The organism is Saccharopolyspora pogona (assembly GCF_014697215.1).
GTDB classification, from domain to species: domain Bacteria; phylum Actinomycetota; class Actinomycetes; order Mycobacteriales; family Pseudonocardiaceae; genus Saccharopolyspora; species Saccharopolyspora hattusasensis.
The window spans coordinates 8,398,726-8,422,854 of record NZ_CP031142.1 but is presented as its reverse complement, the minus strand read 5'-3'; the positions used below and the strand labels follow the sequence as shown (position 1 = coordinate 8,422,854).

Genomic DNA, 24,129 nt, shown 5'->3' with positions numbered 1-24,129 from the left:
CCGGGCGACCTCCTCAGTGGGCGACGGCGGCTCAGTGGGCGACGGCGGCTGCGCCGTGTTCGTCGATCAGGGCTCCGGTGGTGAACCGGTCGAGTCCGTAGGGCTCGTTGAGCGGGTGCGGACGGCCGGTGGCGATGGTGTGCGCGTACACCCAGCCCACGCCGGGAGTCGCCTTGAAACCGCCGGTCCCCCAGCCGCAGTTGAGGAAGAGGTTCTCGTACGGGGTCGGCCCGATGATCGGCGACGCGTCCGGCGTGACGTCCACCGTGCCCGCCCAGGTCCGGATCACGTGCGCCTGCGCGAAGATCGGGAACAGCTCCAGCGCCGCGGCCATCTGGCGTTCGATCACGTGCACCGAGCCGCGCTGGCCGTAGCCGTTGTAGGTGTCGATGCCCGCGCCCAGCACCAGTTCGCCCTTGTGCGCCTGGCTGCAGTAGACGTGTACGTGGTTGGACATCACCACGCACGGGTGGATCGGCTCCAGCAGCTCCGACACCAGGGCCTGCAGCGGGTGGCTCTGCAACGGCAGCCGCAGCCCCAGCGTGTCGGTCAGCAGCGTTGTCCGCCCCGCCGCCGCGAGCGCTACCCGCCCCGCGCCGATGGGCCCGAGCGAGGTCTGCACCCCGGTCACCCGGTCGCCGTCGGTCTCGAATCCCGTTACCTCGCAGCCCTGGATGAGGTCCACGCCCATCTCGTCGGCCTTGCGCGCGAACGCCCACGCCACGTGGTCGTGCTTGGCGATCCCGCCGCGCCGCTGCAGCGTCGCGCCCAGCACCGGGTACCGGATGTCCTCGGAGAGGTTCAGGATCGGACAGAGCTCCGCGATCTCGGCCGGCTCCACCCATTCCGCGTCGACCCCGTTGAGCTGGTTGGCGAACACCCGCCGCCGGGAGTCCCGGACCTCCTGCTCGGTGTGCGCGAGGTTGAGCACGCCCCGCTGGCTGAACAGGAAGTCGTACTCCAACTCGGCGGGCAACTGCTCCCACAGGTCCAGCGCGTGGTTGTAGAGCGCCGCACTCTCGTCGAAGAGGTAGTTGGAGCGGATGATCGTGGTGTTGCGGGCCATGTTGCCGCCGGCCAGCCAGCCGCGTTCGAGCACCGCGACGTCGCGGATGCCGTGGTTGCGCGCCAGGTAGTAGGCGGTCGCCAGACCGTGGCCGCCGGAGCCGACGATCACCACCTCGTAGTGCCGCTTTGGTTCCGGACTGCGCCACAGCCGCGGCGGCGGCTGCGGCTGGACGGGAAGTGGGGCCATGCCAGCCTCCGGGACGCCCGGGGAACATCTAGGGTAGAAGTTCGCCGACAACTGGTATATCAGTCTTTCGGGTAGGCTACGAGACGTGTCCGCAGCCGTCAATTCCCGATCCGGCGACAGCCCGCCCCAGGCTGAGCGCGCGTACCTGACCCTGCGCGACCTGATCCTGACTTTGGAGCTGCCGCCCGGCGCACCGGTACAGGAGGAGCCGCTGATCACCGAACTCGGCATCGGCCGCACCCCCTTCCGGGAGGCCGTCAAGCGGCTGGAGGCCGAGTCGCTGGTGGCGATCTACCCGCGCCGCGGCAGCTTCGTCACCGAGGTCAACATCACCGATCACGCCCTGATCGCCGATGTGCGGCGCCGCCTGGAGGGCCACGCCGCCCGCCGCGCCGCGGAGCGCGCCACCGACGCCGAGCGGGCCGAGCTCGACGAGCTGCGGGCACTGGTCGAGGACCTCCGCGGCGAGCAGGCGGCGATCATGGACGTCGACTCGCGGGTGCACCGCACGATCTACCGCTGCACCCACAACCGCTACCTCGAAGGCACCCTCAACCAGTACTACAACCTGGCGCTGCGGATCTGGCACCTGTTCTTCGACCGGCTGCCGAAGGTCTCCGATCACGTCGGGGAGCACGCCGAGCTGCTCAAGGCGCTCATCTCCGCCGACGCCGACCGCGCCGACCGCATCGCGGTCGCGCACGTCGACCACTTCGAGCGGGCCATCCGCCAGTTGATCTGAGCCGAACTCCCTTTGCCCGCAACGGGATCCGGTTGATCCTTTCGGGCCCGCCGTCCCCCGGGCGACCTCTTCGGCAAACACGTTGCGTCGTCAATCGACCACTCCGCGCCACGGTCGGTCCAACGTCGAAATTGACGCGCGCGTGTCCTTGACGCGGCCCCAGGTCGAAGCGCACTGTTGCGTTTAACGCAGAGAGTTGTCGTAGGCGCAACAAGGCGGCAGCGATGGTTTCGAGCGTCCGAGTTCTCCTCGTCGGGGCCGGCATCGTGGGGTGCAGCACCGCATATCACCTTGCGCGCCTCGGGATCACCGACGTCCTGGTCGTCGAGCAGGGCCCGCTGTTCGCCACCGGAGGCTCCAGTTCCCATGCGCCGGGCCTGGTTTTCCAGACCAACCCGTCGGAGACGATGAGCCGCCTGGCCGCCCGCACGGTCCAGTGCTACTCCAGGCTGGAGCTCGACGGGCAGCCCTGCTTCCACCAGGTCGGCGGGATCGAGATCGCCGCGACGCCGCAACGCTGGGACGACCTCAAGCGCAAGATCGGGTTGGCCACCGCGTGGGGAATCCGGGGCGAGCTGCTCGACCCACAGCAGGTGCACGACCACATCCCGCAGGTCGACCCGGCGCGCATCCACGGCGGCCTGCACGTGCCCACCGACGGGATCGCCAAGCCGGTCCGCGCGGCGGAAGCCATGGCCCGCGAAGCGAAACGGCTCGGCGTGCGGTTCGCCGGTAACACCGAGGTGATCGGCTTCGACGTCCAAGGTGGAAGGGTCCGCGCCGTTCGCACCTCGCAGGGCGACGTGTCGGTGCAGACCGTGCTGTGCTGCGCGGGGATCTGGGGCCCGAAGATCGGCCGGCTGGCCGGGGTGTCGATCCCGGTGCAGCCGCTGGCGCACCAGTACGCCGTGACCGGCCCGGTGCCGGGCCTGGAACCGGGCACCGACGAGGTGCGGCAGCCGATCCTGCGACACCAGGACAGCTCCATGTACTTCCGGCAGATCCACGACCGCTACGGCATCGGCTCCTACCAGCACCGCGCGATTCCGGTGCACAGCAACGATCTGCTGCCCACCGCCGCGCCGGGCGCGGGCGCCGAGGCGCCGTCGGAGGGCGGCGGCTGGAAGGGCATGGCGTCGGTGCAGCCGTTCACCCCCGAGGACTTCGCCGGGCCGTGGGCGGACGCCCGCGAGCTGCTGCCCGCGCTGAAGCGCACCGAGATCGCCGAGGGCATCAACGGCCTGTTCCTGTTCACCGCCGACGGGATGCCGGTGCTGGGGCCGTCCAACGAGATCGACAACTTCTGGGTCGCCGAGGCCGTCTGGATCACCCACGCCGCCGGGGTCGGCCGCGCGATGGCGCAGTGGCTGGCCGGCGAGGTGCCCGACATCGACCTCCGGCAGGCCGATCTCCGCCGCTTCGAGGACTTCGCGCACAGTCCGTCCTATGTGGGCGAACGCGGTGCGCAGAGCTTCCGCGAGGTCTACGACATCATCCACCCGCAGCAACCGCCGGAACATCCGCGCCCGCTGCGCACCAGCCCGTTCCACGACCGCCAGCGCGAGCTCGGCGCGGTGTTCCTGGAAGCCGCCGGCTGGGAGCGACCGCATTGGTACGAGAGCAACAAGCCCCTGGTCGACGGCCGGGAAATCGTCGAGCCCGGGCCGTGGGCGGGACGCTACTGGTCCCCGATCGTCGGCGCCGAACACCAGGCCACCCGGGAGCGCGTTGCGATGTACGACATGACTTCCCTCCCCCGAGCGGAAGTCCGCGGTCGCGGCGCGCTGGACCTGCTGCAACGGCTGACCACCAACCAGCTCGACCGCCCGCCCGGCTACGTCACCTACACGCTGATGCTGGAACCGACCGCGGGCATCCGGGCCGACATCACGGTCGCCCGGCTGGGACACGACGCCTTCCAGGTCGGCTGCAATGGTCCGCGCGACATCGCCTGGCTGCGCCGGCACGCCGACGAGACCGTGCAGGTCCGCGACATCACCGGCGGCACCTGCTGCATCGGCCTGTGGGGCCCGCGGGCCCGGGACGTGCTCGCCGAGCTGGCCGACCGGGACGTCTCGCACGAGGCCTTCCGGTTCTTCCGCGCGAAGCGGTTGTACGTCGGCGAAGTTCCGGTGCTCGCACTGCGACTGTCCTATGTGGGCGAGCTCGGCTGGGAGCTGTACTGCTCGGCGGAGTTCGGCCGGCGGCTGTGGGACCTGCTGGCCGCCGCCGGTGCCGAGCACGGCATCTTCCCCGGCGGTCGCGGCGCGTTCAACGGACTGCGCCTGGAGAAGGGATATCGAGCCTGGGGGGCGGACATGTGGAGCTTGCACGACCCCGATGAAGCCGGTCTGGCCTTCGCCGTGAAGGCCGGCAAGGGCGAGTTCATCGGACGAGACGCGCTGCTGCGGCGCCGGGAAAGCGGCCCGCGGCGGCGGCTGTGCTGTCTGACGATCGACGACGGCACCGTGTTGATGGGATCCGAGCCGGTGTTCGCCGACGGCACCCCCGTCGGTTTCACCACGAGCGCCGGTTATGGGCACAGCGTCGGAGCGAGCCTCGCCTACGCGTGGCTGCCGGCCGACCTGTCCGGTCCGGGCACCCCCGTGCGGGTGTCCTACTTCGACCAGCGACATCCGGCCACGGTCGTCGCTGACCCCGTGTTGGACCCCGAGATGAGCAGAATGCGCCGCTGATCGGCGCATTCCACCCCGCCAGACCTGCAGAACGCCCGGCCGAGGCGATCGGCCAGCGGTGTGGGTGCCGTCTACCCACCTGCACCCCGCACTTAAAGGAGCTTGCCGTTGAAATCGACTTGGCTCTTGTCTTTGAAGCGGCGAAGCCGCTTAGCCCACCCTCGCACCCGGCACCGCCGCGGGTTCTCAGGTGGTGTCTCGCGAGGACAGCCCCGACGTGGCGTATTTGGACATACATGAGTCGGGGATCCCACAGCGAGACGCCACCTGAGGTTCCGCCACCCGCACCGCCAAGCAAAACGACCACGAACCAGTCAAGGAGGAACCAGCCATGAGCATCAACCCGAACCCCGGCGTCCTGCTCTACCCGCGCCTGCGCAAGTCGCCGTTCTTCTACGCGTCGCGGCGGCACGGCGTCGGCCTCTACAGCGTGTACAACCACACCTACCACGCCCGCCACTACGGCGACCCGATCGGCGAGTACTGGGCGCTGCTGGAAGGCGTGACGTTGTGGGACGTCGGCGTGGAGCGCCAGGTGGAGATCACCGGACCCGACGCGTTCGAGTTCACCAACATGCTGGTGCCCCGCGACCTGACCAAATGCAAGGTCGGGCAGTGCAAGTACGTGTTCGTCACGGCGGAGGACGGCGGCATCATCAACGACCCGGTGCTGCTGCGGCTCGGCGAGAACCACTTCTGGCTGTCGCTGGCCGACAGCGACGTGCTGCTGTGGGCGAAGGGCCTGGCGCACAACCTCGGGATGGACGTGCAGATCCGGGAACCGGACGTCGGACCCGTGCAGGTCCAGGGGCCGAAGTCGCGGGACGTGATGGTCGACCTGTTCGGCGAGTCCATCCTGGACGTGCCCTACTACTACGCCGTCGACCGCGAGCTGGACGGCATGCAGGTGGTGGTGTCGCGCACCGGCTACACCGCCGAACTCGGCTACGAGATCTACCTGCACAACGCCGGCCGCGACGGCGTGAAGCTGTGGGACACCATCTGGGAGGCCGGGAAACCGCACGACCTCAAGGTGATCGGGCCCTGCCACATCCGGCGCATCGAGGCCGGCATCCTGTCCTGGGGCTGCGACATCACCTACGACACCAACCCGTTCGAGGTGGGCTACGGCTTCGAGACGACCTGGATGGTCGACCTGGACCAGGAGGCCGACTTCATCGGCAAGGCGGCCCTGCGGCGGATCAAGAGCGAGGGCATCAGCCGCAAGCTGGTCGGCGTGGAGATCGGCGGCCCGAGCGTGGGCTCGTTCAACGACGGCGAGATGATCGACACCTTCGCCGTGCACGACCCACACGGCCTGCGCATCGGCGAGGTCACCTCGGCCTGCTACTCGCCGCGGCTGGAGCGCAACATCGGCTACGCGATGGTGCCGATCGCCTACCACGAGCTGGGCACGGAACTGGTGGTGGACACCCAGCACGGCCCGCAGGAAGCGGTGGTCGTGGAGAAGCCGTTCCTGGACCCCACCAAGGACATCCCGAAACGACTGATCCGCGCGACGGCGTGACGGACAAGAGGACTGATCAGGCACGGACGAGAGGTGGTGATCGCGATGAACGCCAACGCCGAGCAACTGGAGCAGTACCTGATGAACGCCAGGTTCGAGGTGCTGCCGCTGCGCGGCGCGGTCGAGCAGGCCGAACAGCTGCCGCCAGGGACGACCGTGACCATCACGTCGTCGCCGACGAAGGGCACCGAGGCGACGCTGGACGTCGCCGCCCAGCTGCTGGGCCGCGGCCTGCACGCGGTGCCGCACCTGGCCGCCCGGCTGATCGCCGACACCGCGCACCTGACGACGCTGCTGGATCGCGTGGACGCGTTGGGGTTGTCCGAGGTCTTCGTGGTGGCCGGGGATTCCCCCCAGCCCCGCGGCGAATTCCCGGACGCGTTGGCGCTGCTTCGCGCGATGGACGAGCTGGGGCGGCGGCCCGCACGAGTGGGCATCACCGGTTATCCCGAGCGGCACGCGTTCATCTCCGACGCCTCGACCATCCGCGCGATGACCGAGAAGTCCCGCTACGCCGACTACGTCGTCTCGCAGATCTGCTACGACCCGCACACCGTTGCGTCCTGGGTGAAGGACGTGCGCGCCCGCGGCCTGGCGCTGCCGATCTACATCGGGGTGCCGGGCGTGGTGGACGCGCGCAGGCTGCTGCGGATCTCGCTGAAGATCGGGCTGGGCGACTCGATGCGCTTCCTGCGCAAGCAGCACGGCGTGGTGTCGAAGCTGCTCACCCGCTACACGCCGGAGGAGCTGTTCGACGGGCTGTCCCCCTACCTCGTCGACACCACCTGCGGCATCGCTGGCTGGCACTTCTTCACCTTCAATGAGATCGCGAAGACGGTGCAATGGCGCCACGACCTGGTCGCCAGACTCCGGGAGGTCCCAGCATGAGCATCGCGTCCGATTTGGACATTTCGCGCGCCACCGCGCTCCTGCCGCTGGAGGACGTCGCAGCGCAGCTGGGCATCGGCGCGCACCTGCTCGAACCGTACGGGCGCAGCGCCGCGAAGATCTCGCTGGACGCGCTCGACGAGCTGCCCGAGCGGCCGACCGCCCGCTACGTCGTGGTCTCGGCGATCACACCCACCCCGCTGGGCGAAGGCAAGACGACCACGACGGTGGGACTCGGCCAAGCCCTGCGGCACCTCGGCAAGCGGTCCGCGGTGGCGATCCGGCAGCCGTCGATGGGCCCGACGTTCGGCATCAAGGGCGGCGCCGCCGGCGGCGGGTACAGCCAGGTGGTGCCGATGGAGGCGCTGAACCTGCACCTCACCGGCGACATGCACGCGGTCACGGCGGCGCACAACCTGCTGGCCGCGATGCTGGAAAACCACCTGCACCGGGGGAATTCGCTGGGCATCGACCCGCACCAGATCACCTGGCGGCGGGTGCTGGACGTCAACGACCGCGACCTGCGCAACATCGTCACCGGCCTCGGCGGTCGGCTCGACGGCACGCCGCGGCAGACCGGGTTCGACATCACCGCGGCCAGCGAGGTGATGGCGGTGCTGGCGCTTTCCACGTCGCTGCAGGACATGCGGCGGCGGCTGGGCCGGATGGTGGTCGGCTACACCCGCGACGGCGAGCCGGTCAGCGCCGAGCAGCTGCGGGCGGCCGGGGCGATGGCGGTGATCATGCGCGAGGCGATCAAGCCGAACCTGATGCAGACCACCGAGAACACGCCGGTGCTGGTGCACGCGGGACCGTTCGGCAACATCGCGCACGGCAACTCGTCGGTGGTGGCCGACCGCATCGCCAGCCGGTGCGCGGACTACGTGGTCACCGAGGCCGGGTTCGGGGCCGACATGGGCGCGGAGCGGTTCTTCAACATCAAGTGCCGCACCTCCGGCCTGCGCCCGGACGCGGCGGTGCTGGTGGCGACGGTGCGCGCGCTGAAGGCGCACTCCGGCCGGTACAAGGTGGTGGCGGGCAAGCCGCTGCCTGCGGCGATGCTGGCCGAGAACCCCGACGACGTGCTGGCCGGGGCGGCGAACCTCCGCAAGCAGATCGACAACATCCGGCTGCACGGGGTGTCTCCGGTGGTCGCGATCAACGCGTTCCCGACCGACTACTCCAGCGAGCACGAGGCGATCCGCCAGGTCGCCGAGGCAGAAGGCGCGCGCGTCGCGGTCAGCAACCACTTCCTGGAGGGCGGCAAGGGCGCGCTGGAGCTGGCCGAAGCGGTGGTGGCGGCGGCCGAGGAACCGGCCGCGTTCCAGCTGCTCTACCCGGATTCGGCGGACCTGCGGGCGAAGATCGAAACCATCGCGACCAAGGTGTACGGCGCGGCAGGGGTGTCGTACCTGCCGGCGGCGGCCCGCGCCCTGGACAGCTACGAGGCCAACGGCTTCGGGAACCTCCCGGTGTGCATCGCCAAGACCCACCTGTCGCTGAGCTCGGACCCGACCCTGCTCGGCGCCCCGACGGGCTGGACCCTCCCGGTCCGGGAAGTCCGGGCCTCGGTAGGAGCGGGCTTCATCTACCCGATCTGCGGGGAGATGCGCACGATGCCGGGCCTCGGCTCCCACCCGGCAGCGGAATCCATCGACATCGACGCCCACGGCCAGATCATCGGCCTCAGCTGAGCGGTCAGGGCTCGTGAGTGAATGATCCGGTTCTTACCGGAACATTCACTCACGAGTACATCAGCCGTCGAACCGACCGGACCTGATGCTGCCGATGAACCCCGCGAACACCTTTCGAGACAAGACCATGGTCGGAGACGAATCGCCGAGCTTGCTGTCACGGACCAGGGCGGTATCCATCATGTTCGTGGCGACCTCAACGCAGTTGCCTGCCTGAGCACTGCGGCTGGATTTGCGCCATAAGGGTGTCGGGCTCACGTCTCTCACTCCTTCGAACCGGTGTGCGCATCCGCGATGCTACCCAGCAGACGCCTCGACTCCTTGGCCGAAAGGGCTTGCGCTTGGAGAGTGCCGAACAACCGCGAAAGCTCTGCGACGTCGCGCAGATCATCAATCACGTGCCCACCGGGGGGCACCGCGCATCGTCTCCCCTCCCAGGCCGGTGTCCTCGCCGATCCCACGTGCCCGACCCCCGTCACTTCCCCAAAGCGACGCTCGGGCACCCGGATGGCCGGGCGGTGCATCACCTCCCCGATGTCCCCCGGCACTGCCCGGCCATCCACCCCAACCGGTCCACGAACAATCCCGAGGAAGAGGAAACCGTGCCAGGTGTGATACTCCGCCCACGCGTGCCGGGGCACCATCCTTCCGCACCATGCGCGAGGAAAGAGCTTGATGTCCTGGGCGAAACGCAGCTGCACGATGTGCTTCGGGCGAAAATGGATTGCCGACTTGCCGTGAGAAACTGGATACGTACATGAATATGGTGTAGAGGAACTGTGCGCGTTAAAACTCTCGCTATTCTCATCGCTGGGGTCTTACTTGCGGTTCCGGTCGTAGAGGCTCGGATTCGGTACGGAAGCATTGACCAGGCCGTTTACTACATGATGGCCGATCTCAACGGCTGGGTCTCCGGGGTCTGGCGGGTGATCGAATGACTCGTGTTGCAGGTACTCACGTGGGGCTTCAACCGCACGCCGATCCCGCCAGCGAACCTCGCGGTTGATGTGCGGTGGTTCCTAATCCGTGGCATCGTCCAGAACTGCACAACTTGTCCGGGCTGGACAAGCCGGTGCAGGACTGGGTGTTTGCGCAGGAGGATGTGCAGAGTTGGTTTGAAGACCTGTTCAATGTCCTCGGTCCGATAGTCACCGCCGCTGAGAAACAAGGCAATCCGTTGGTCACCGTCGCGCTAGGGTGCCAAGGAGGTTACGACCCAGGAGAGCGTCAAAGTCGGTGATCTTGGTGTGAAGTCTGGTGTGTACGTGGTCGATGCCTAGTCCGAACATGGGTGATGGCCTCCGCCTGGGATGATCAAGGTTCCTACGCCACGATCGTCACCAGGAAGAAGGCCACCGTTGTCAGTGTCGCACGTCTCGTGTTCGTGGCCCGTGTTAGCCGTTGCTGAGCGGCCGGATCCGCTGCTGGAGGCCGGTTTGTCCGCGGTTGGGTTGCTGGTTGAGCTGCTTGCTGGTGTGCCTGATCCGCGTGATCCGCGGGGTGTTCGGCACACGATTGGTGCGGTGCTGTCGGTGATGGTGTTCGCGGTGTTGGCCGGTGCCCGCAACTTTCGGGAGATCGCTGATCAGGCAGTGGATCTGCCAGTGTTGTTGGCGGCCGCCGGGTGCCGCCTGCATCCGGTGACCGGTCGGTATGTAGTGCCCAGCGAGCCGACGATGCGTCGGCTGGCCCACGATATCGACGCCGACGCCGCCGATGCACGGGTATGTCAATGGATGCGGGAGCAGGCTATGGCGGCAGCGTTTGCCCGTCGGGCGGACGGCTCCAGCGGCTCCGGTGAGGGCGCTGATGCGGGGGTGGTTGCGGTGGCCATGGACGGCAAGGTCGTGCGGAACACCATCGCTCCTAGCCGTGCCGAGGGTAGCGAGATCAAGCTGTTCTCCGCGTTGCTGCACGAGAGGCGGTCGTGATCGCACAGCGGCGTATCCCCCATGACACCAACGAGATCACGCAAGTGGCCGCGCTGCTCAAAGACGTTGACCTGACCAATGTGGTGGTCACCGGGGATGCCGCGCATGCCCAGCACGCCACCGCGGCCCACATCGTCTGTGAGCGAGGTGGTGCCTACGCCCTCACCGTGAAAGGCAACCAGCCCGCGCTGCTCGCGGCGATCACCACCGTTTTGCCACCCGCCAAGCCGGGCAGCGAGCACCACGTCGAGATCGACCGCAGCAACGGCAAGATCGTCCGGCGCGCGATCTGGGCCGCTCCCGCCGACGGGATCGAGTTTCCTGGTGCGGCACAAGTGTTTCGGATCCGTCGCGACACCTTCGACCACGCCGGCAACCGGCTATCCAAGGAGGTCGTGCACGGCGTCACCAGCCTGTCGGCCGACCTGGCCACCCCCGCCCAGATCGCCGCCCTGGTCCGTCGACACTGGAGCGTGGAGAACAAATCGCACTGGGTCCGCGACACCGTCTACCACGAGGACCACCAACACGCCTACGCAGGCACTGGCGCACAGGTCATGGCCACCCTCCGCAACCTCGCACTCGGCATACTCCGCCTGGCCGGCATCACCCAAATCACCCGCACCCTACAACGCATCGCCGCCGACAGAACCCGAATCCTCCCCATCATCACCACCGCTACCAGCACAAACCGACTTTGACGTTCTCCTGGGTCTTTAGCCAAGGCCCCGGTAGGTGGTTTGAAGCCTCCTCCCGCAAGGCGACTCCGGAGGTCCATAAAATCCTCCATCTCCTCGTACAGCACCGGAGGCCAGGTCACCGAGCCCAACCTCCGTTCATGTTCACAAGGTCTTCAGCCAACGCCCCTCGTGGTGATTTGAAGCCTTCCTCCGCAAGACGGCTCCGGTGGGCCAAACAACCTCCATCTCCCATACAGCACCGCAGTCAGCGAGGCCGCCATCCATCTCTACCTCGCCTTCCGCGTTCGTGTTCACAAGAGGTGATCTCAGTGAGGGGCGGTCAGCGGAGCAGATCTTGCTAACCAGGATCACCTGGTGAAGATCATCTTTTGGTGGGATTTCCTCTACCAGGCGTCCCGCGCCCACTTCTTCCAGGCAGGTCCCGGCTCCGTCCCACACCGGGTCGAGGCGGCTTCAGTCGCCCGGCCCTTGCTGAGATCACCTCATTCGAAACTGTGGTCTTGCCGGTGTTTTGGGTGTTGTGCCGCTGCAAAAAAGGGGGGCCGGGCAGACATGGTTGCCTTGGTGCACCGCTCCGCGGTTGTTTCCGTTGTGGCTGCGAATACGACGGCACATGCTGGTTGCGTTCATTCCGGTTGCCCCCTCGGGGCAGGAGGAGACGAGTACAAGTGTCGATTACGAAGCGTATGAAGGCCGTTGCGACCTCGGTCGTCCTCGGTACCGCGATCAGCACGGCTGCGGTGGTCGGATTCGCCGGTCCGGCGAACGCGGCCGCTCGGGACGCGTCCATGACGGCCGCCGTCCGCGAGTTCAAGCTGTGCAACAACGGCAAGTCCTACTCGGTGTTCGCACAGTTCGCGGATTCAGGCGGGTTCTCCACGTACATGGTGTACCCCGGTAAGTGCACGACCGCGTGGAACCAGGCTGGCAGGCAGTACCAGCTGGTGTTCGAGAGCTTCAGTGGACGGAAGCGGATTACGAAGCTGCACCCGACGGCCACGGATGCCAACACCAAGGTCGTGACCTGGCGTGATGGCGACGTCTCGGTTTACAGGTACTGATCTGACTCCCGCATCGGTGGCCGCGCACTGACCCTTGTGGGCGGCCACTGGCCGGGCGGAACCTCACCCCGACGAAATCCGCCCGTCCTCGGCCAAGAGATGACCACAGTTTCAATCGAAACTGTGGTCATGTCGGTATCTTTGACGGCGGTGTGGATTCCGGCGCCTGCGCCTTGGCAGCCGCCGTCGGCGAGGGTGGGCAGGTCGAGTTGGGAGGCGGCCCTGTACGGCGTGCCGAGGACGTGGTGTTCGGCTGGATGTTGTGGACCGTGGCACTATAGGTGATCACGTGGGGTCCCGGCCCTAGAAGAATGATCTTGTGGTGAGACCTCTTCTGCCAGGACCCCACGCCCACACCCCTCAAGAACCCCAATCCACTGAGATCACCTCAATGGAAACTGTGAATCACTGTCAATCCCCTCAAACCGTAGAGGGTTGATTTGTAGGGATGTTGTTCGTTGTGGTCAGCGCCGCGCTGCTGGGGCGGGCGGGGCCGTGGGTCCTGCCCGTGCCGCTGCGCGTTAGGGGCCGTAGAGGCTCCGGGGTCAAGGGCGGGCCGCAGGCCCGTCGCGTAGCGATCGCGAAGCGACCCTTGAGGCCGGAGGAGCGGCCGCGTAAAAGCTCGCTCAGTGAAAAGGAAAATTGCGTAGAGGTCGGCGGAGCGCCAGGTTTCGCGGGCGTTCGAGACACCCGACCGGTTCGGCACCCCGCAGGCCTGGCTGCACGAAAAAGCGCCCGTACCCCGATAAGCCAAGTACCGGGGTGCGGGCGCTTCCTTGCGCACGGGTTCGGCCAACCCGGCAGTGATCCTACCTAGCTCCGCTCGCAGGTCGAGCGGACTCGCCGAACAGGTTGGGTGAGCGCCTAACACATCGCGTGATGGCCTCTCAGTCGGCGTTTTGCCCCGAGAGGGCATTTGATCTAGGCTTAGGCGGATATGACCGTTTTAGGTGGATCGTTTCGCCAGGTTTGGGTGGATTCACCGGTCAGTGAGCGGCTCATTTTGTTGGTCATCGCCCATAGGATCATCGAGCGGGATCGCCGGGGCAGGGCTTCATAGTCGCGTACCAGTCGGCGGTACTGCATCAGCCAGCCCAGACTGCGCTCCACTACCCACCGACGAGGCAACACGTGGAATCCTTTGATATCAGGGCGTTTGACGACCTCCACCTGGATATCCCGTTGCGCGCCATGGCGGATGACCGCGTTGTTGTAGCCACCATCCACCCAGGCCGGCGACACGCTCGGATGCCTGGCGGCCAGATGATCCAGAACTTGTTTCCCGCCAGCGGAATCCTGCACCGACGCCGCAGTGACGATCACAACAAGCAGCAGTCCCAACACATCGGTGGCGATGTGCCGCTTCCTGCCCTTGATCTTCTTATCTGGGGTTGTCGGTTATGCCGGGTGGGGACGGATCGGGGCTGGTTGATGGTGGTGCAACGGGGTGAGCTGACGCCATAAACAGGTGAACTGGCTCCGTGGCAGCGGATATGTGCGGTCTCCTGCGCAGAGATCGATCTGTGAAGGAGGCGAGCACATGGTCATGGACGGTCGGTATCCGGTGCGGGTGTCAGGGCCGTTGGCCCCGGTGGTGCATTCGTTCCGGGCGGAGCTGATTGGGCGGGGTTTCACGCCGCGGTCCGCGCAGGACAACGCGTACGTGCTGGCACATCTGAGTCGTTGGATGGGACGCGAGGGACTGGCGCCGGCGGAGTTGGCCACCGAGCGGCTGAACGGGTTCGTCCAGGCGAGGCGGGGCGCTGGCTATCGGCGGTGTGTCACGCTCCGGTCGTTACGGCTGATGTTGGGCTATCTGCGGGAGGTCTGCGCGATCCCGCCCGAGGAACCCGGCGAGGTCGAGTGCCCGGTCGAGAAGTTGTTGGAGCGCTACCGCGTTTATCTGCGGCGCGAGCGGCGGTTGGCGGAGTGCACGGTTCGACTGCGTATTGACTTCGCCCGCGAGTTTCTCTCGGCGCAGCTCGTTGACGGACGTCTGCGGCTTGACCGACTGGAACCGGCGTCGGTGATCGGGTTCGTTATGGAGTGTCGAGGCGGTATGCGACCGGGTCGATGAAAACGGTGACCTCGGCACTGCGATCGCTGCTGCGCTTCCTGTTCGCAACCGCGGCCGTTGACCGGGACTTGGCGGAGGCGGTGCCGTCAGTTGCTGGGTGGCGGTTGAGCGTACTTCCATCCGCAGCGAGTGCCGACGTGCTGCCGGCGTTGTTGGACGGTTGCGATCGGACCACGGCCGTCGGGGGCCGGGACTTCGCCGTTTTGCTGTTGATGGCCCGTCTGGGCCTCCGCGCGAAGGAGGTCGCGGCGCTGCGCCTGGAATATGTGGACTGGCGCAACGGCGAGGTGGTGGTCCACGGCAAAGGCGGCCGGATCGACCGACTTCCGCTTCCCATGGACGTCGGGGCCGCGCTGGCCGACTACCTTCAGCGCGGACGACGACCGTCTAGACACCGGGAGATCTTCCTCCGCACCTGTGGCCCGGACGCGCCGATGGCCCGCCAGTCCGTTGTCATGGTGCCCCGCTGCGCCTCGCGCCGCCTGCCAGGTGCTGGCCGGTGGCGGGTCGCTGGCCGAGGTCGCCCAACTACTGCGCCACCACAGCGAGGACACGTCGGCGATCTATACGAAGGTCGACATGACCGCGCTGGCTTCGGTCGTGCGCGCCTGGCCGGAGACAAGCGACCAATGAACCGGATGCGCGAGGCCGCCGAGCGGTATCTGGCGATCCACCGGAGCATGGGCTACAAACTGAAAGTCGAGGGCCGATTGCTCGGCCAGTTCATAGATTTCCTGGAGCAGCGCGGCACTTCCTGCCTGACCGTCAAGGCGGCGCTGGAGTGGGCCACCCTGCCGGCCGACGCCGATGCCCAGTGGTGGGCAGCCCGGCTGACGGTCGTGCGAGGGTTCGCCCGCTTCCTGGCCACGCTGGACGAGCACACCGAGATCCCGCCGACAGACCTGCTTCCCCGTAGTGGCCGGGACCGCAGCACACCCTATCTGTATTCGGCTGGGGAGATCACCGCGCTGATCCGCGCAGCCAAAGCCCTGGCCTGCCCGCTGCGCGCCGCCACGTTTGAGGCTTTCATCGGCCTGATGTCGACCACCGGCATGCGCACCGGCGAGATGATGGGACTGGACCGCGAACACGTGGACCTCACTGGCGGGGTCGTGCTGGTGGAGGGGACCAAGTTCGGCAAGTCCCGCCTGGTCCCGTTGCACGTCACCACCACCGAACGGCTCCGCCGCTACCAGCGGCGGCGCGACGAGCTCTGTCGGCGGCCCTCGACCTCGGGGTTCTTCGTTTCCGGGGCCGGCACCCGACTCAACCACACCAACACCAGCAAGACGTTCAACCGCCTGCTGCGGGCCGCCGCCATCAAGGTTCCGGCTGGCGTGGCCAAGCCGCGCCTCTATGACCTGCGGCATTCCTTCGCGGTCACCACTTTGGCCAACTGGTACGCCCAGGGCTCCGACGTCGCCCACCTGCTGCCGGCACTGTCCACCTACCTGGGGCACATCAGCCCGGCGACGACTTACTGGTACCTGCACGCCTGCCCGCAACTGATGACCGCTGCGGCCCAACGGCTCGACGACTCGTGGAAGGAGCCATCGTGACCAGCCTCGCTCCCGTCCTGCAGGGATTCTTCACCGAGCGGCTGGCCCAGCGCCGGGCGAGCACGCACACCGTCAGCGCCTACCGCAACACTTTCCGCCTGCTGCTACGCCACGCCCAGCAGCAACTCGGCCGACCACCCTCGGCGTTGGAGATGGACGACCTCGACGCCGCGTTCGTGGGCGGCTTCCTGGATCACCTGGAACACGAGCGGAACAACAGCGTGTGGCAAGATCGTCCGGCGCGCGATCTGGGCCGCTCCCGCCGACGGGATCGAGTTTCCTGGTGCGGCACAAGTGTTTCGGATCCGTCGCGACACCTTCGACCACGCCGGCAACCGGCTATCCAAGGAGGTCGTGCACGGCGTCACCAGCCTGTCGGCCGACCTGGCCACCCCCGCCCAGATCGCCGCCCTGGTCCGTCGACACTGGAGCGTGGAGAACAAATCGCACTGGGTCCGCGACACCGTCTACCACGAGGACCACCAACACGCCTACGCAGGCACTGGCGCCCAGGTCATGGCCACCCTCCGCAACCTCGCACTCGGCATACTCCGCCTGGCCGGCATCACCCAAATCACCCGCACCCTACAACGCATCGCCGCCGACAGAACCCGAATCCTCCCCATCATCACCACCGCTACCAGCACAAACCGACTTTGACGTTCTCCTGGGTTACGACCGCAGACGCAGTGGGGAGCGAGCCACAGGCCGGGGAAGCAGGACCCCCGGTGCGGCCGTTGCGCCGGGGGTTCTCGCTATTCAGGGCGTCCATGTCCTGTGATCTTCCGTGTAGCAGCCGTGAGGGGCAACTCTCTCCGCACCGGGGCGCCTGGGGCTCGGTCTACCGTGGAGCTCATGTCCGTGTTGCGTTCCGTGGCTTTGTTCGTGCTGGCCGCCGTTGCCGAGATCGGTGGGGCTTGGCTCGTTTGGCAGGGGGTTCGGGAGCAGCGCGGCCTGCTGTGGATCGGCGCCGGCGTTATCGCGCTCGGCATCTACGGATTCGTCGCCACCTTCCAGCCCGATGCGCACTTCGGGCGGATCCTCGCCGCCTACGGCGGGGTGTTCGTAGCCGGGTCGCTGCTCTGGGGCGTTTTCGTCGACGGATTCCGGCCCGATCGTTGGGACATCATCGGGGCGCTGATCTGCCTGGTCGGCGTCGCCGTGATCATGTACGCGCCTCGTTCGGCCTGATAGCTCAGCGAGCGACCAGGTCCACTCACGCGAGTGGGGCATCCGTTCCCTAGCTTGCTCACTCGCACGAGGGCATCATGGTGGCGATGCCTCGACACGCAGAAAAGGGAAGCGGCATGCGTACCCCGGAGCACCCGCTCGAAACCCTCTACCAGGCCCGCGAAGCGCTCCAGGCCGCAGTCAGCGCAGTCGAGAAGCAGACGCCGGCACAGGTCAGCGACGACCTGGGCTGCTACGGCGTGGTGAATCACTCGATCCTCTACGAATGCCGGTCACTGGTCCACGCTCTGGCCGAGAAGGTCCACGACGTGAGCCGCCCGCCGGTGCGCGAGGCCTACGGCGAGCTGCGCGAGGCAATCACCGTGTTCGACCAGCTGATCGCGATCGCCCAGAGCAACGAGCCGACCATCAACGACCTGCGCCGCGACGCCCGGTGCGCCGAGCGGAATGGCCGGCAACCCGCCGTGCCGCGTCAGCCAGGCACGAAGTGAGCTGATTGCCCCTGCTCGTCGTGGCTGGGGCGGTTTTCCCGTCGATCGAGCGCGTCAGTCGGAGATGCCGAGGCGCAGGTGCTCGATGTGGTACACGGCTTCGTCGAGGAGTTGGGCGACGTGGTTGTCGTACAGCGAGTAGACCACGCTGCGGCCAGAGCGGTTGCCGACGACCAGCCCGAGCGAGCGCAGCAGCCGCAGCTGGTGCGAGACCGCGGACTGCTCCATGCCGACGGCCTCCGCCAGTTCGCCCACCGCCATCGCGCGCTGGCGCAGTTCGCTGAGTATCAGCAGCCTCGACGGCGTGGCCAGGGCCTGCAGCGTCTCGGCGACCGAGGCCGCTGACGCCGCGTCCAGCCGCGCGGCGGGCGTGACCTCGCGATTGACTACGTGACCCATACCCGGCATTCTAACGACTGGGACATATGAATAGCTGATCACACATTCATGTATCGTGCTCGCCCGGACCCGCAAACCGACGCCGGAAGGGTGCTCGCGATGACCGCCGCCACAGACCGCACGACCCCGCCGATACCCGCGCTGCCGAAGACCGGACGCGGCCTGTTCGCGCTGCCGGAGGCGCGCTGGGCCGCCGCTGCGCTGGTGGCGTTCCTGCTCGGCCTCGCCGTGCAGCTCACCGGCGGCCCGGCCGGGCTCTACTGGGCGCTCTACCTGGTCTGCTACGCCACCGGCGGCTGGGAACCGTGCCTGGCCGGGCTGCAGGCGCTGCGCGAGAAGACCCTGGACGTGGACCTGCTGATGATCGTCGCGGCCATCGGCGCCGCCGCCATCGGGCAGATCACCGACGGCGCGCTGCTGATCGTCATCTTCGCGACCTCGGGCGCCCTGGAGGCCTACGCCACCGCCCGCACCGAGGACTCGGTGCGCAGCCTGCTCAACCTGGCGCCGGAGACCGCGGTGCGGGTGCGCGACGGCGTCGAGGAGACCGTCGACACGGCGAAGCTGCAGGTCGGCGACGTGATCGTGGTGCGCCCCGGCGAGCGGATCGGCGCCGACGGCGAGGTCCTCGACGGCGCGAGCGACGTCGACCAGGCGACCATCACCGGCGAGCCGCTGCCGGTGGCGAAGCAGCCGGGCGACGAGGTGTTCGCGGGCACCCTCAACGGCACCGGCGCGCTGCGGGTGCGCGTCGCGAAGGACGCCTCGGAATCGGTGATCGCGCGCATCGTGGCACTGGTCGCCGAGGCCGGCGAGACGAAGGCGCCGACGCAGCTGTTCATCGAGAAGGTCGAGCAGCGGTACTCGATCGGCGTCGTGGTGGCGACGCTCGCGGTCTTCGCGATCCCCCTGCTACTCGGCGACGACCTGCAGAGCGCCCTGCTGCGCGCGATGACGTTCATGATCGTCGCCTCGCCGTGCGCCGTGGTGCTGGCCACGATGCCGCCCCTGCTGTCCGCGATCGCCAACGCCGGGCGGCACGGCGTGCTGGTGAAGTCGGCCGTGGTGATGGAACGGCTCGGCGAGGTCGAGCGGGTCGCGCTGGACAAGACCGGCACCCTCACCGAAGGCACGCCGCGCGTGGTGCGGATCGACCCGGCCGAGGGCTGGGCGACCGACGAGCTCCTCGCGCTGGCCGCAGGCGCGGAGCACCTCAGCGAGCACCCGCTGGCGCGCGCGATCGTGGCCGCCGCGCACGAGGGGGAGATCGCCATTCCGCACGCCGAGGACTTCCACGCGACCCCGGGGCACGGCGTTTCGGCCACTGTGGACGGACGCGCGGTGGAGGTCACCAGCCCGCGCGACTCGGACTTCGCCGCCGACCTGGAGGCCGCGGGCCACACCGCGGTGCTCGTGACCGTCGACGGCGCGCCCGTCGGAGTTCTCGGGATCGCCGACCGGCTGCGCCCGGATGCCGCCGAAGCGGTGCGGGAGCTGCGGGAATTGACCGGTTCGGAACCGGTGCTGCTCACCGGCGACAACAAGCGCGCGGCCGCGCAGGTCGCCGCCGAAGTGGGCATCGACGACGTGCGCGCCGGGCTCCTGCCTGCGGACAAGGTCGCGGCGGTGCGGGAATCCGCGCAGCGGACGATGGTGCTGGGCGACGGCGTCAACGACGCGCCCGCGCTGGCCGCCGCGCACTGCGGGGTGGCGATGGGGCGCACCGGCTCCGACCTGACGCTGCAAACGGCGGACGTGGTGGTCGTCCGCGACGAGCTGGCCGCCGTGCCGAAGGTCGTGGACCTGTCCCGCCGCGCCCGGCGCCTGGTCAAGCAGAACCTGATCATCGCGGGCACGTTCATCACCGTCCTCGTGGTGTGGGACCTGGTCGGGCATCTGCCGCTGCCGCTGGGGGTGGCGGGCCACGAGGGTTCGACGATCATCGTGGGCCTCAACGGCCTGCGCCTGCTCGGCGAACACGCCTGGCGCCGCCGCTGACCGCCCGCGGCTAGGGTCGTGAGTGCGCAACCGGGCTGGAGCCCGGTTGCGCACTCACGACAGAGGGGACCGAATGCCCACCGTCCGGACCGCGAAGCACGTCCTGGTGCTCGTCGACAACGTCACGGCGATGACCCGCCTGCTTGACGTGGTCGACCTGTTCGAAGGCGACTTCCGCGTCGGGCTGCGGTTCGTCTGGAACTGCGCCGACCCGACACCGAACGGACTGGCCGAGTTGTTCGCGGCCAAGGGCGTCTTCCCGCTCTCCGCAGACGAGATCGATGATCGTCCTTTCGACCTCGCCATCACGGCAGGCCACAGTGGACTGATGCGCATCAAGGCACCGATTCTGTCGCTACCGCACGGAATTCGGTACACTAAGATAGTTGCCGAGCCGAGCCGAGCCGAGCCGAGCCGAGCCGAGCCGAGCCGAGCCGAGCCGAGCCGAGCCGAGCCGAGCCGAGCCTTCGGCCTGTCGCCTGAGCTGCTGCTGGCCGGCGGCCGTCCGATCCCGTCGGCGATCGTGCTCTCGCACGACGAGCAGCTCGCGCGGCTGCGCGCCTCGGCACCGCAGGCCGCCGAGGTAGCGGTCGTCACCGGCGATCCCTGCTACGACCGGCTCCGCGCCAGCATCCCGTGGCGGCCGCGCTACCGCCTGGCGCTAGGCGCCGACGGCGACCAGACCGTCATCTCCGTCAGCTCGACCTGGCGGAAGAATTCGCTGCTGGGCGAGGTTTCCGAACTGTACGAACGGCTGCTGGCCGAACTGCCGGTCGACGACTTCCGCGTGGTGGCGATCCTGCACCCGCACATCTGGTACGAGCACGGCCCGCACCAGGTGCACCGCTGGCTGGCGCCGCACCAGCGTTCGGGCCTGATGGTCGTGCCGCCGGAGCATGGTTGGCGCGCCGCACTGGTCGCCGCCGATCTGCTCATCGGCGACCACGGCTCGGTGACCGCCTACGGCGCGGCGCTGGGTCGGCCCACGTCGCTGGCGGCGTTCCCGGAGTCCGCGGTCGCCCCCGACTCGGCGGTCGCGCTGCTCGGATCGCATGCGCCCCGGCTGGACCTGACCCAGCCGATCCTGCCGCAACTGCGGAAAACCGTGGCCGAGCACACCCCGGAGAGGTCCGCCGCCCTGCACCAGATGATCACCTCACGCCCAGGCGAGGCGGCGGAGCACCTGCGGACGTTGTGCTATTCGATGCTCGGCTTGGCGGAACCGCGCACCGAACCAGGCGTGCCACCCGACACGGCGCGGGGACTCCCGGACGGAGACTGGCCGTGGCGGCCAACTGCCATGCACGTCACTGGAAAGGTCCACGGCGGATGCGAGATCTCGTTGGACCGGCATCCCGCGGAGATGATTCCGGCAGGGCGAATTCCGGAGCGGAGCCACCTGGTGGTGGCAGCGGACCACCCCGGTCGGCGACTTCGCGACGTCGCCGACGTGCTCGTGCTGACCGACGCCGAGCGCTGGGGGCGGCACGCCGAAACCTGGCTCCGGGAAGCCATTTCGTCCCATCGGGGCCTGCAACTCGCCGCCGCGGTGTGCGGCGACTCGTGCTTCGTCCTGAACCGAAGCGGCGACCAAGCAGGCCTCAGCGGAACCGACGACCCGGCGCTCTACGCCTCCGCGGTGTTCGAGTGGCTGGCGACCGGACGCGAGCTCGCCGACATCTCCTCCGGCCTCACCGTCAACGGCCGACCGGTCGCGGTGTCATGACTCGCGCGCCAGCAGCGCCTGAGCACGCCGATTCCCCAGCACGGTGAGGATTTCCGCCGCCTCTCGGCGCTGATCCGCCGCCGCCTGCACGTTCCCGCTGCGGGCGCTGAGCTCGGCCAGCAGCTCCAGTGCCTCGGCCTGGTCGGCCGCCATCCGCGCCGCGCGGCACAGTTCGAGGGCCTTGCGACCCCACCGCAGCGCCTCCGCCAGGTCGTTTCGCTGCAAGTGGGCTTCGGCCAGCGACAGCGCCACCTTCGCGCTGTTGGCCTGCTCCCCGAGCCCGACGAAGAAATCGAACGCCTCCGCCAACCGCGGCAGCGCCTCCGGTGCCCGCCCGGCGCGGGTCAACACCCGCCCCGAGTGCATGCGGTAGAGCGCCAGCGGACGGGGCCGCCGGTCTGCTGCGAAGTGCTTCTCCACGATGCCGCGGGACCGTTCGAAGCAGCGCAGGGCCTCGTCGAACTCGGCGCGCCGCTCGTGGATGAGACCGAGCCATTCGATAGCGCTCTGCTGCCCCCAATCGTCGCCGTTCGCCTCGGCGATGTCGTACGAGAGCTCGAATTGTTCTTGTGCCGCGCGGTATTCCCCCACCGCGTAGTACGCCGAACCGGAGTGCGAGTGCATGCGCACCAGCGCCCGGGGATCGCCCAGCCCCTCGGCCGCCGCGATCCCGAGCGGAAGGATCTCGATCAGGTCGACGAAGTAGTTGCGATCGGTGTAGTAGCTGAACAGGCTCTCGCACAGCTGCCAGGCGCGGTCGTCCAACCCGACTTCGACCGCGATGCCCACCAACGCCGGAAGCGTCTCGCGTTCCGCCTCCAGCTCGTCCAACGCCCGCTCCGACGCGCGCTCCCCCTCATGCGCCGGAACGACCTTCTCGTACCGCGCACTGAGCCGCCGCCGCTTCGACAGCACGACGTCCCGCGCCATCACGAAGTCGTGGTAGTGCTCGACGGTCCGGCGCAACGCCGACCGCGGGTCGTCGTCCGCGGACAGCTTGGCCTTCGCATGCTGCCGCACCAGCGCATGGATGCTGTACCGGCTGCGATCGACCGGAACCACGAGGTGGGCCCGGGACAGCGCCCGCAGCAGATCCTCGGTGTCCGCGACCGGCTGGTCGAGCAGCGCCGCAGCCGCCTCCAGGGAGAACTCCGTCGCGGGATGGCATCCCAGCATCCGGTAGGTGTGCTGCTGATCCGCCGACAACGCCTGGTAACCGAACTCGAAGGCACCGTCGAAGGGCCGTTCCCCGTCCACCTCCAGGCGGCGCAGCAGATCCGGCGCGATCCTGTCCACATAGGACGATATCGACGACCGGCCGGGCAGCTGCGCGGCCGCCACCTGCAACGCCATCGGATGCCGGCCGCACGCATTGCTCAGCTTCCGCAGCGCGTCCGCTTCCGCCTCCGCGCCGTCGCCGAGCGAACCCGCCAGCAGCGTGATCGCCGCATCCTCCTCGAACGGCGCCAGCCGCATCGGTACGACGCCGCCGCCCAGGAACGTGAGCTCGCGGCGGCTGGTGACGAGCACCGCGCTGGTCGGTGACGACGGCAGCAGCGCCCGGACCTGCGCGGCAGTCGCGGCGTCGTCGAGAATCACCAGGATCCGGCGGTGCGCGGTGATCTCGCAGAACGCATCGCCGCGCTCCTCCTCCGTCGCCGGCAGCGCCGCGCCGGTCAGCCCGAGCCGTCCGAGGAACCTGCCCATCACCTCGCCCGGGGACCGGGTCTCGGCGGGATTGGATCCGTGCAGCTCACCGAAGAAAATCCCGCCCGAGAACTCGTCGCGCATCCGGTGCGCCCAGCGCAGCGCCGTCAACGACTTGCCGATGCCCATCATGCCGCTGAGCACCACGACCAGTGGTTTTCCGGCGCGCTCCGCGTTGCGCCACAGCCGATCCAGTTCGGTGAGTTCCGCGGTCCGGTTGGTGAAGCCGAAGTGGGTGGGGTCCTTTCTGAGCATGTCTGGGCACACCGGCACCGAGTGGCCGCCCAGGTTCATCACGATGTGCTCGGCGCGTCCGACCTGGAGCAGGTTTCCCACCGGAGCGTTGTTGGCGTTGTGCCACGCGTCCATCCCGACCCCCACCGGTGCTGTCGATCTCTCCCGCGCGACGATACCGGGTGGACCATCGGAGCGTGACAGCTTCGGCACTCGCTGCCAACGGCAGGACATCGCGAGAAACCCCTGAG

21 protein-coding genes are annotated in these 24,129 nt (G+C 68.1%); 16 read left to right on the top strand and 5 right to left on the bottom strand.

Going from position 1 to position 24,129, the window contains the following annotated elements:
• Positions 1-31: 31 nt before the first annotated feature.
• Positions 32-1,255 carry a sarcosine oxidase subunit beta family protein gene (locus DL519_RS39900; protein ID WP_190822615.1) on the bottom strand — a complete coding sequence of 408 codons (1,224 nt, stop codon included), beginning with the start codon at positions 1,253-1,255 and terminating at the stop codon, positions 32-34.
• 85 nt (positions 1,256-1,340) lie between these two features.
• Here DL519_RS39900 and DL519_RS39895 point away from each other — a divergent pair, with 85 nt between their 5' ends.
• From DL519_RS39895 to DL519_RS39875, 5 genes are all read left to right on the top strand, one after another.
• Entirely contained in the window at positions 1,341-1,997 is a 657-nt protein-coding gene (locus DL519_RS39895) for a GntR family transcriptional regulator (RefSeq protein ID WP_190822613.1), read from the top strand.
• A 224-nt stretch (positions 1,998-2,221) separates the two neighbouring features.
• Positions 2,222-4,693, top strand: coding sequence for a GcvT family protein (locus DL519_RS39890; RefSeq protein ID WP_190822611.1), 2,472 nt, complete (start codon positions 2,222-2,224; stop codon positions 4,691-4,693).
• Positions 4,694-5,024: 331 nt separating this feature from the next.
• Complete coding sequence (locus tag DL519_RS39885) at positions 5,025-6,221, top strand: glycine cleavage T C-terminal barrel domain-containing protein (RefSeq protein WP_190822609.1); 1,197 nt, start codon at positions 5,025-5,027, stop codon at positions 6,219-6,221.
• A gap of 45 nt (positions 6,222-6,266) precedes the next feature.
• Positions 6,267-7,109: a methylenetetrahydrofolate reductase gene (locus DL519_RS39880; RefSeq protein WP_190824507.1), complete on the top strand. Its 843-nt coding sequence runs from the start codon at positions 6,267-6,269 to the stop codon at positions 7,107-7,109.
• Positions 7,106-8,803, top strand: coding sequence for a formate--tetrahydrofolate ligase (locus DL519_RS39875; RefSeq protein ID WP_190822607.1), 1,698 nt, complete (start codon positions 7,106-7,108; stop codon positions 8,801-8,803). Before DL519_RS39880 ends, DL519_RS39875 begins: the two co-directional genes overlap by 4 nt.
• A gap of 60 nt (positions 8,804-8,863) precedes the next feature.
• On the opposite strand, the gene DL519_RS39870 is transcribed toward DL519_RS39875, so the two are convergent.
• Entirely contained in the window at positions 8,864-9,061 is a 198-nt protein-coding gene (locus DL519_RS39870; RefSeq protein ID WP_223840060.1) for a DUF397 domain-containing protein, read from the bottom strand.
• 754 nt (positions 9,062-9,815) lie between these two features.
• Here DL519_RS39870 and DL519_RS50575 point away from each other — a divergent pair.
• The 4 genes from DL519_RS50575 to DL519_RS39845 all read left to right on the top strand — a co-directional run bounded on the left by DL519_RS50575 (position 9,816) and on the right by DL519_RS39845 (position 12,496).
• A complete protein-coding gene (locus DL519_RS50575) occupies positions 9,816-10,043 on the top strand; it encodes a RapZ C-terminal domain-containing protein (protein ID WP_223840059.1) in 228 nt (75 codons plus the stop codon).
• Between the two features lie 151 nt (positions 10,044-10,194).
• Positions 10,195-10,734: a transposase family protein gene (locus DL519_RS39855; protein ID WP_190822598.1), complete on the top strand. Its 540-nt coding sequence runs from the start codon at positions 10,195-10,197 to the stop codon at positions 10,732-10,734.
• On the top strand, positions 10,731-11,435 hold the full coding sequence (locus DL519_RS39850; RefSeq protein WP_190813876.1) for an ISAs1 family transposase: 705 nt from the start codon (positions 10,731-10,733) through the stop codon (positions 11,433-11,435). Before DL519_RS39855 ends, DL519_RS39850 begins: the two co-directional genes overlap by 4 nt.
• A gap of 668 nt (positions 11,436-12,103) precedes the next feature.
• On the top strand, positions 12,104-12,496 hold the full coding sequence (locus DL519_RS39845) for a hypothetical protein (RefSeq protein ID WP_190822596.1): 393 nt from the start codon (positions 12,104-12,106) through the stop codon (positions 12,494-12,496).
• Positions 12,497-13,423: 927 nt separating this feature from the next.
• On the opposite strand, the gene DL519_RS39835 is transcribed toward DL519_RS39845, so the two are convergent.
• Positions 13,424-13,873, bottom strand: a complete 450-nt coding sequence (locus DL519_RS39835) for a transposase (RefSeq protein WP_223840436.1) — start codon at positions 13,871-13,873, stop codon at positions 13,424-13,426.
• A gap of 163 nt (positions 13,874-14,036) precedes the next feature.
• Here DL519_RS39835 and DL519_RS39830 point away from each other — a divergent pair, with 163 nt between their 5' ends.
• The 5 genes from DL519_RS39830 to DL519_RS39805 all read left to right on the top strand — a co-directional run bounded on the left by DL519_RS39830 (position 14,037) and on the right by DL519_RS39805 (position 17,814).
• Positions 14,037-14,573 carry a hypothetical protein gene (locus tag DL519_RS39830; RefSeq protein ID WP_190822592.1) on the top strand — a complete coding sequence of 179 codons (537 nt, stop codon included), beginning with the start codon at positions 14,037-14,039 and terminating at the stop codon, positions 14,571-14,573.
• A gap of 5 nt (positions 14,574-14,578) precedes the next feature.
• On the top strand, positions 14,579-16,132 hold the full coding sequence (locus tag DL519_RS39825; RefSeq protein ID WP_190822590.1) for a tyrosine-type recombinase/integrase: 1,554 nt from the start codon (positions 14,579-14,581) through the stop codon (positions 16,130-16,132).
• A gap of 294 nt (positions 16,133-16,426) precedes the next feature.
• Positions 16,427-16,792, top strand: a complete 366-nt coding sequence (locus DL519_RS39815; RefSeq protein ID WP_190822588.1) for a transposase — start codon at positions 16,427-16,429, stop codon at positions 16,790-16,792.
• 195 nt (positions 16,793-16,987) lie between these two features.
• Positions 16,988-17,323, top strand: coding sequence for a YnfA family protein (locus DL519_RS39810; protein WP_190822586.1), 336 nt, complete (start codon positions 16,988-16,990; stop codon positions 17,321-17,323).
• Between the two features lie 116 nt (positions 17,324-17,439).
• A complete protein-coding gene (locus DL519_RS39805) occupies positions 17,440-17,814 on the top strand; it encodes a hypothetical protein (RefSeq protein WP_190822584.1) in 375 nt (124 codons plus the stop codon).
• A 54-nt stretch (positions 17,815-17,868) separates the two neighbouring features.
• Here DL519_RS39805 and DL519_RS39800 read toward each other — a convergent pair whose 3' ends face one another.
• Entirely contained in the window at positions 17,869-18,213 is a 345-nt protein-coding gene (locus DL519_RS39800) for an ArsR/SmtB family transcription factor (protein ID WP_010307142.1), read from the bottom strand.
• A 99-nt stretch (positions 18,214-18,312) separates the two neighbouring features.
• Between DL519_RS39800 and DL519_RS39795 the strand changes: the two genes are divergently transcribed.
• Both DL519_RS39795 and DL519_RS39790 read left to right on the top strand, forming a co-directional pair.
• Entirely contained in the window at positions 18,313-20,211 is a 1,899-nt protein-coding gene (locus DL519_RS39795) for a heavy metal translocating P-type ATPase (RefSeq protein ID WP_190822582.1), read from the top strand.
• Positions 20,212-20,284: 73 nt separating this feature from the next.
• A complete protein-coding gene (locus DL519_RS39790; RefSeq protein ID WP_190822580.1) occupies positions 20,285-21,937 on the top strand; it encodes a hypothetical protein in 1,653 nt (550 codons plus the stop codon).
• Here DL519_RS39790 and DL519_RS39785 read toward each other — a convergent pair.
• The gene (locus DL519_RS39785) at positions 21,932-24,013 is read right to left on the bottom strand and encodes a tetratricopeptide repeat protein (RefSeq protein WP_190822578.1); all 2,082 of its coding nucleotides are present in this window, start codon (positions 24,011-24,013) and stop codon (positions 21,932-21,934) included. The genes DL519_RS39790 and DL519_RS39785 overlap by 6 nt on opposite strands.
• Positions 24,014-24,129: the final 116 nt, after the last annotated feature.

What these genes read in the sequence shown, in the direction of transcription:
- DL519_RS39810 (WP_190822586.1), top strand. Translation starts at nt 16,988, where the DNA reads ATGTCCGTGTTGCGTTCCGTGGCTTTGTTCGTGCTGGCCGCCGTTGCC.
- DL519_RS39890 (WP_190822611.1), top strand. Translation starts at nt 2,222, where the DNA reads ATGGTTTCGAGCGTCCGAGTTCTCCTCGTCGGGGCCGGCATCGTGGGG.
- DL519_RS39790 (WP_190822580.1), top strand. Translation starts at nt 20,285, where the DNA reads ATGCCCACCGTCCGGACCGCGAAGCACGTCCTGGTGCTCGTCGACAAC.
- DL519_RS39800 (WP_010307142.1), bottom strand. Translation starts at nt 18,213, where the DNA reads ATGGGTCACGTAGTCAATCGCGAGGTCACGCCCGCCGCGCGGCTGGAC.
- DL519_RS39795 (WP_190822582.1), top strand. Translation starts at nt 18,313, where the DNA reads ATGACCGCCGCCACAGACCGCACGACCCCGCCGATACCCGCGCTGCCG.
- DL519_RS39875 (WP_190822607.1), top strand. Translation starts at nt 7,106, where the DNA reads ATGAGCATCGCGTCCGATTTGGACATTTCGCGCGCCACCGCGCTCCTG.
- DL519_RS39885 (WP_190822609.1), top strand. Translation starts at nt 5,025, where the DNA reads ATGAGCATCAACCCGAACCCCGGCGTCCTGCTCTACCCGCGCCTGCGC.
- DL519_RS39785 (WP_190822578.1), bottom strand. Translation starts at nt 24,013, where the DNA reads ATGGACGCGTGGCACAACGCCAACAACGCTCCGGTGGGAAACCTGCTC.
- DL519_RS39880 (WP_190824507.1), top strand. Translation starts at nt 6,267, where the DNA reads ATGAACGCCAACGCCGAGCAACTGGAGCAGTACCTGATGAACGCCAGG.
- DL519_RS39830 (WP_190822592.1), top strand. Translation starts at nt 14,037, where the DNA reads ATGGTCATGGACGGTCGGTATCCGGTGCGGGTGTCAGGGCCGTTGGCC.
- DL519_RS39805 (WP_190822584.1), top strand. Translation starts at nt 17,440, where the DNA reads ATGCGTACCCCGGAGCACCCGCTCGAAACCCTCTACCAGGCCCGCGAA.
- DL519_RS39900 (WP_190822615.1), bottom strand. Translation starts at nt 1,255, where the DNA reads ATGGCCCCACTTCCCGTCCAGCCGCAGCCGCCGCCGCGGCTGTGGCGC.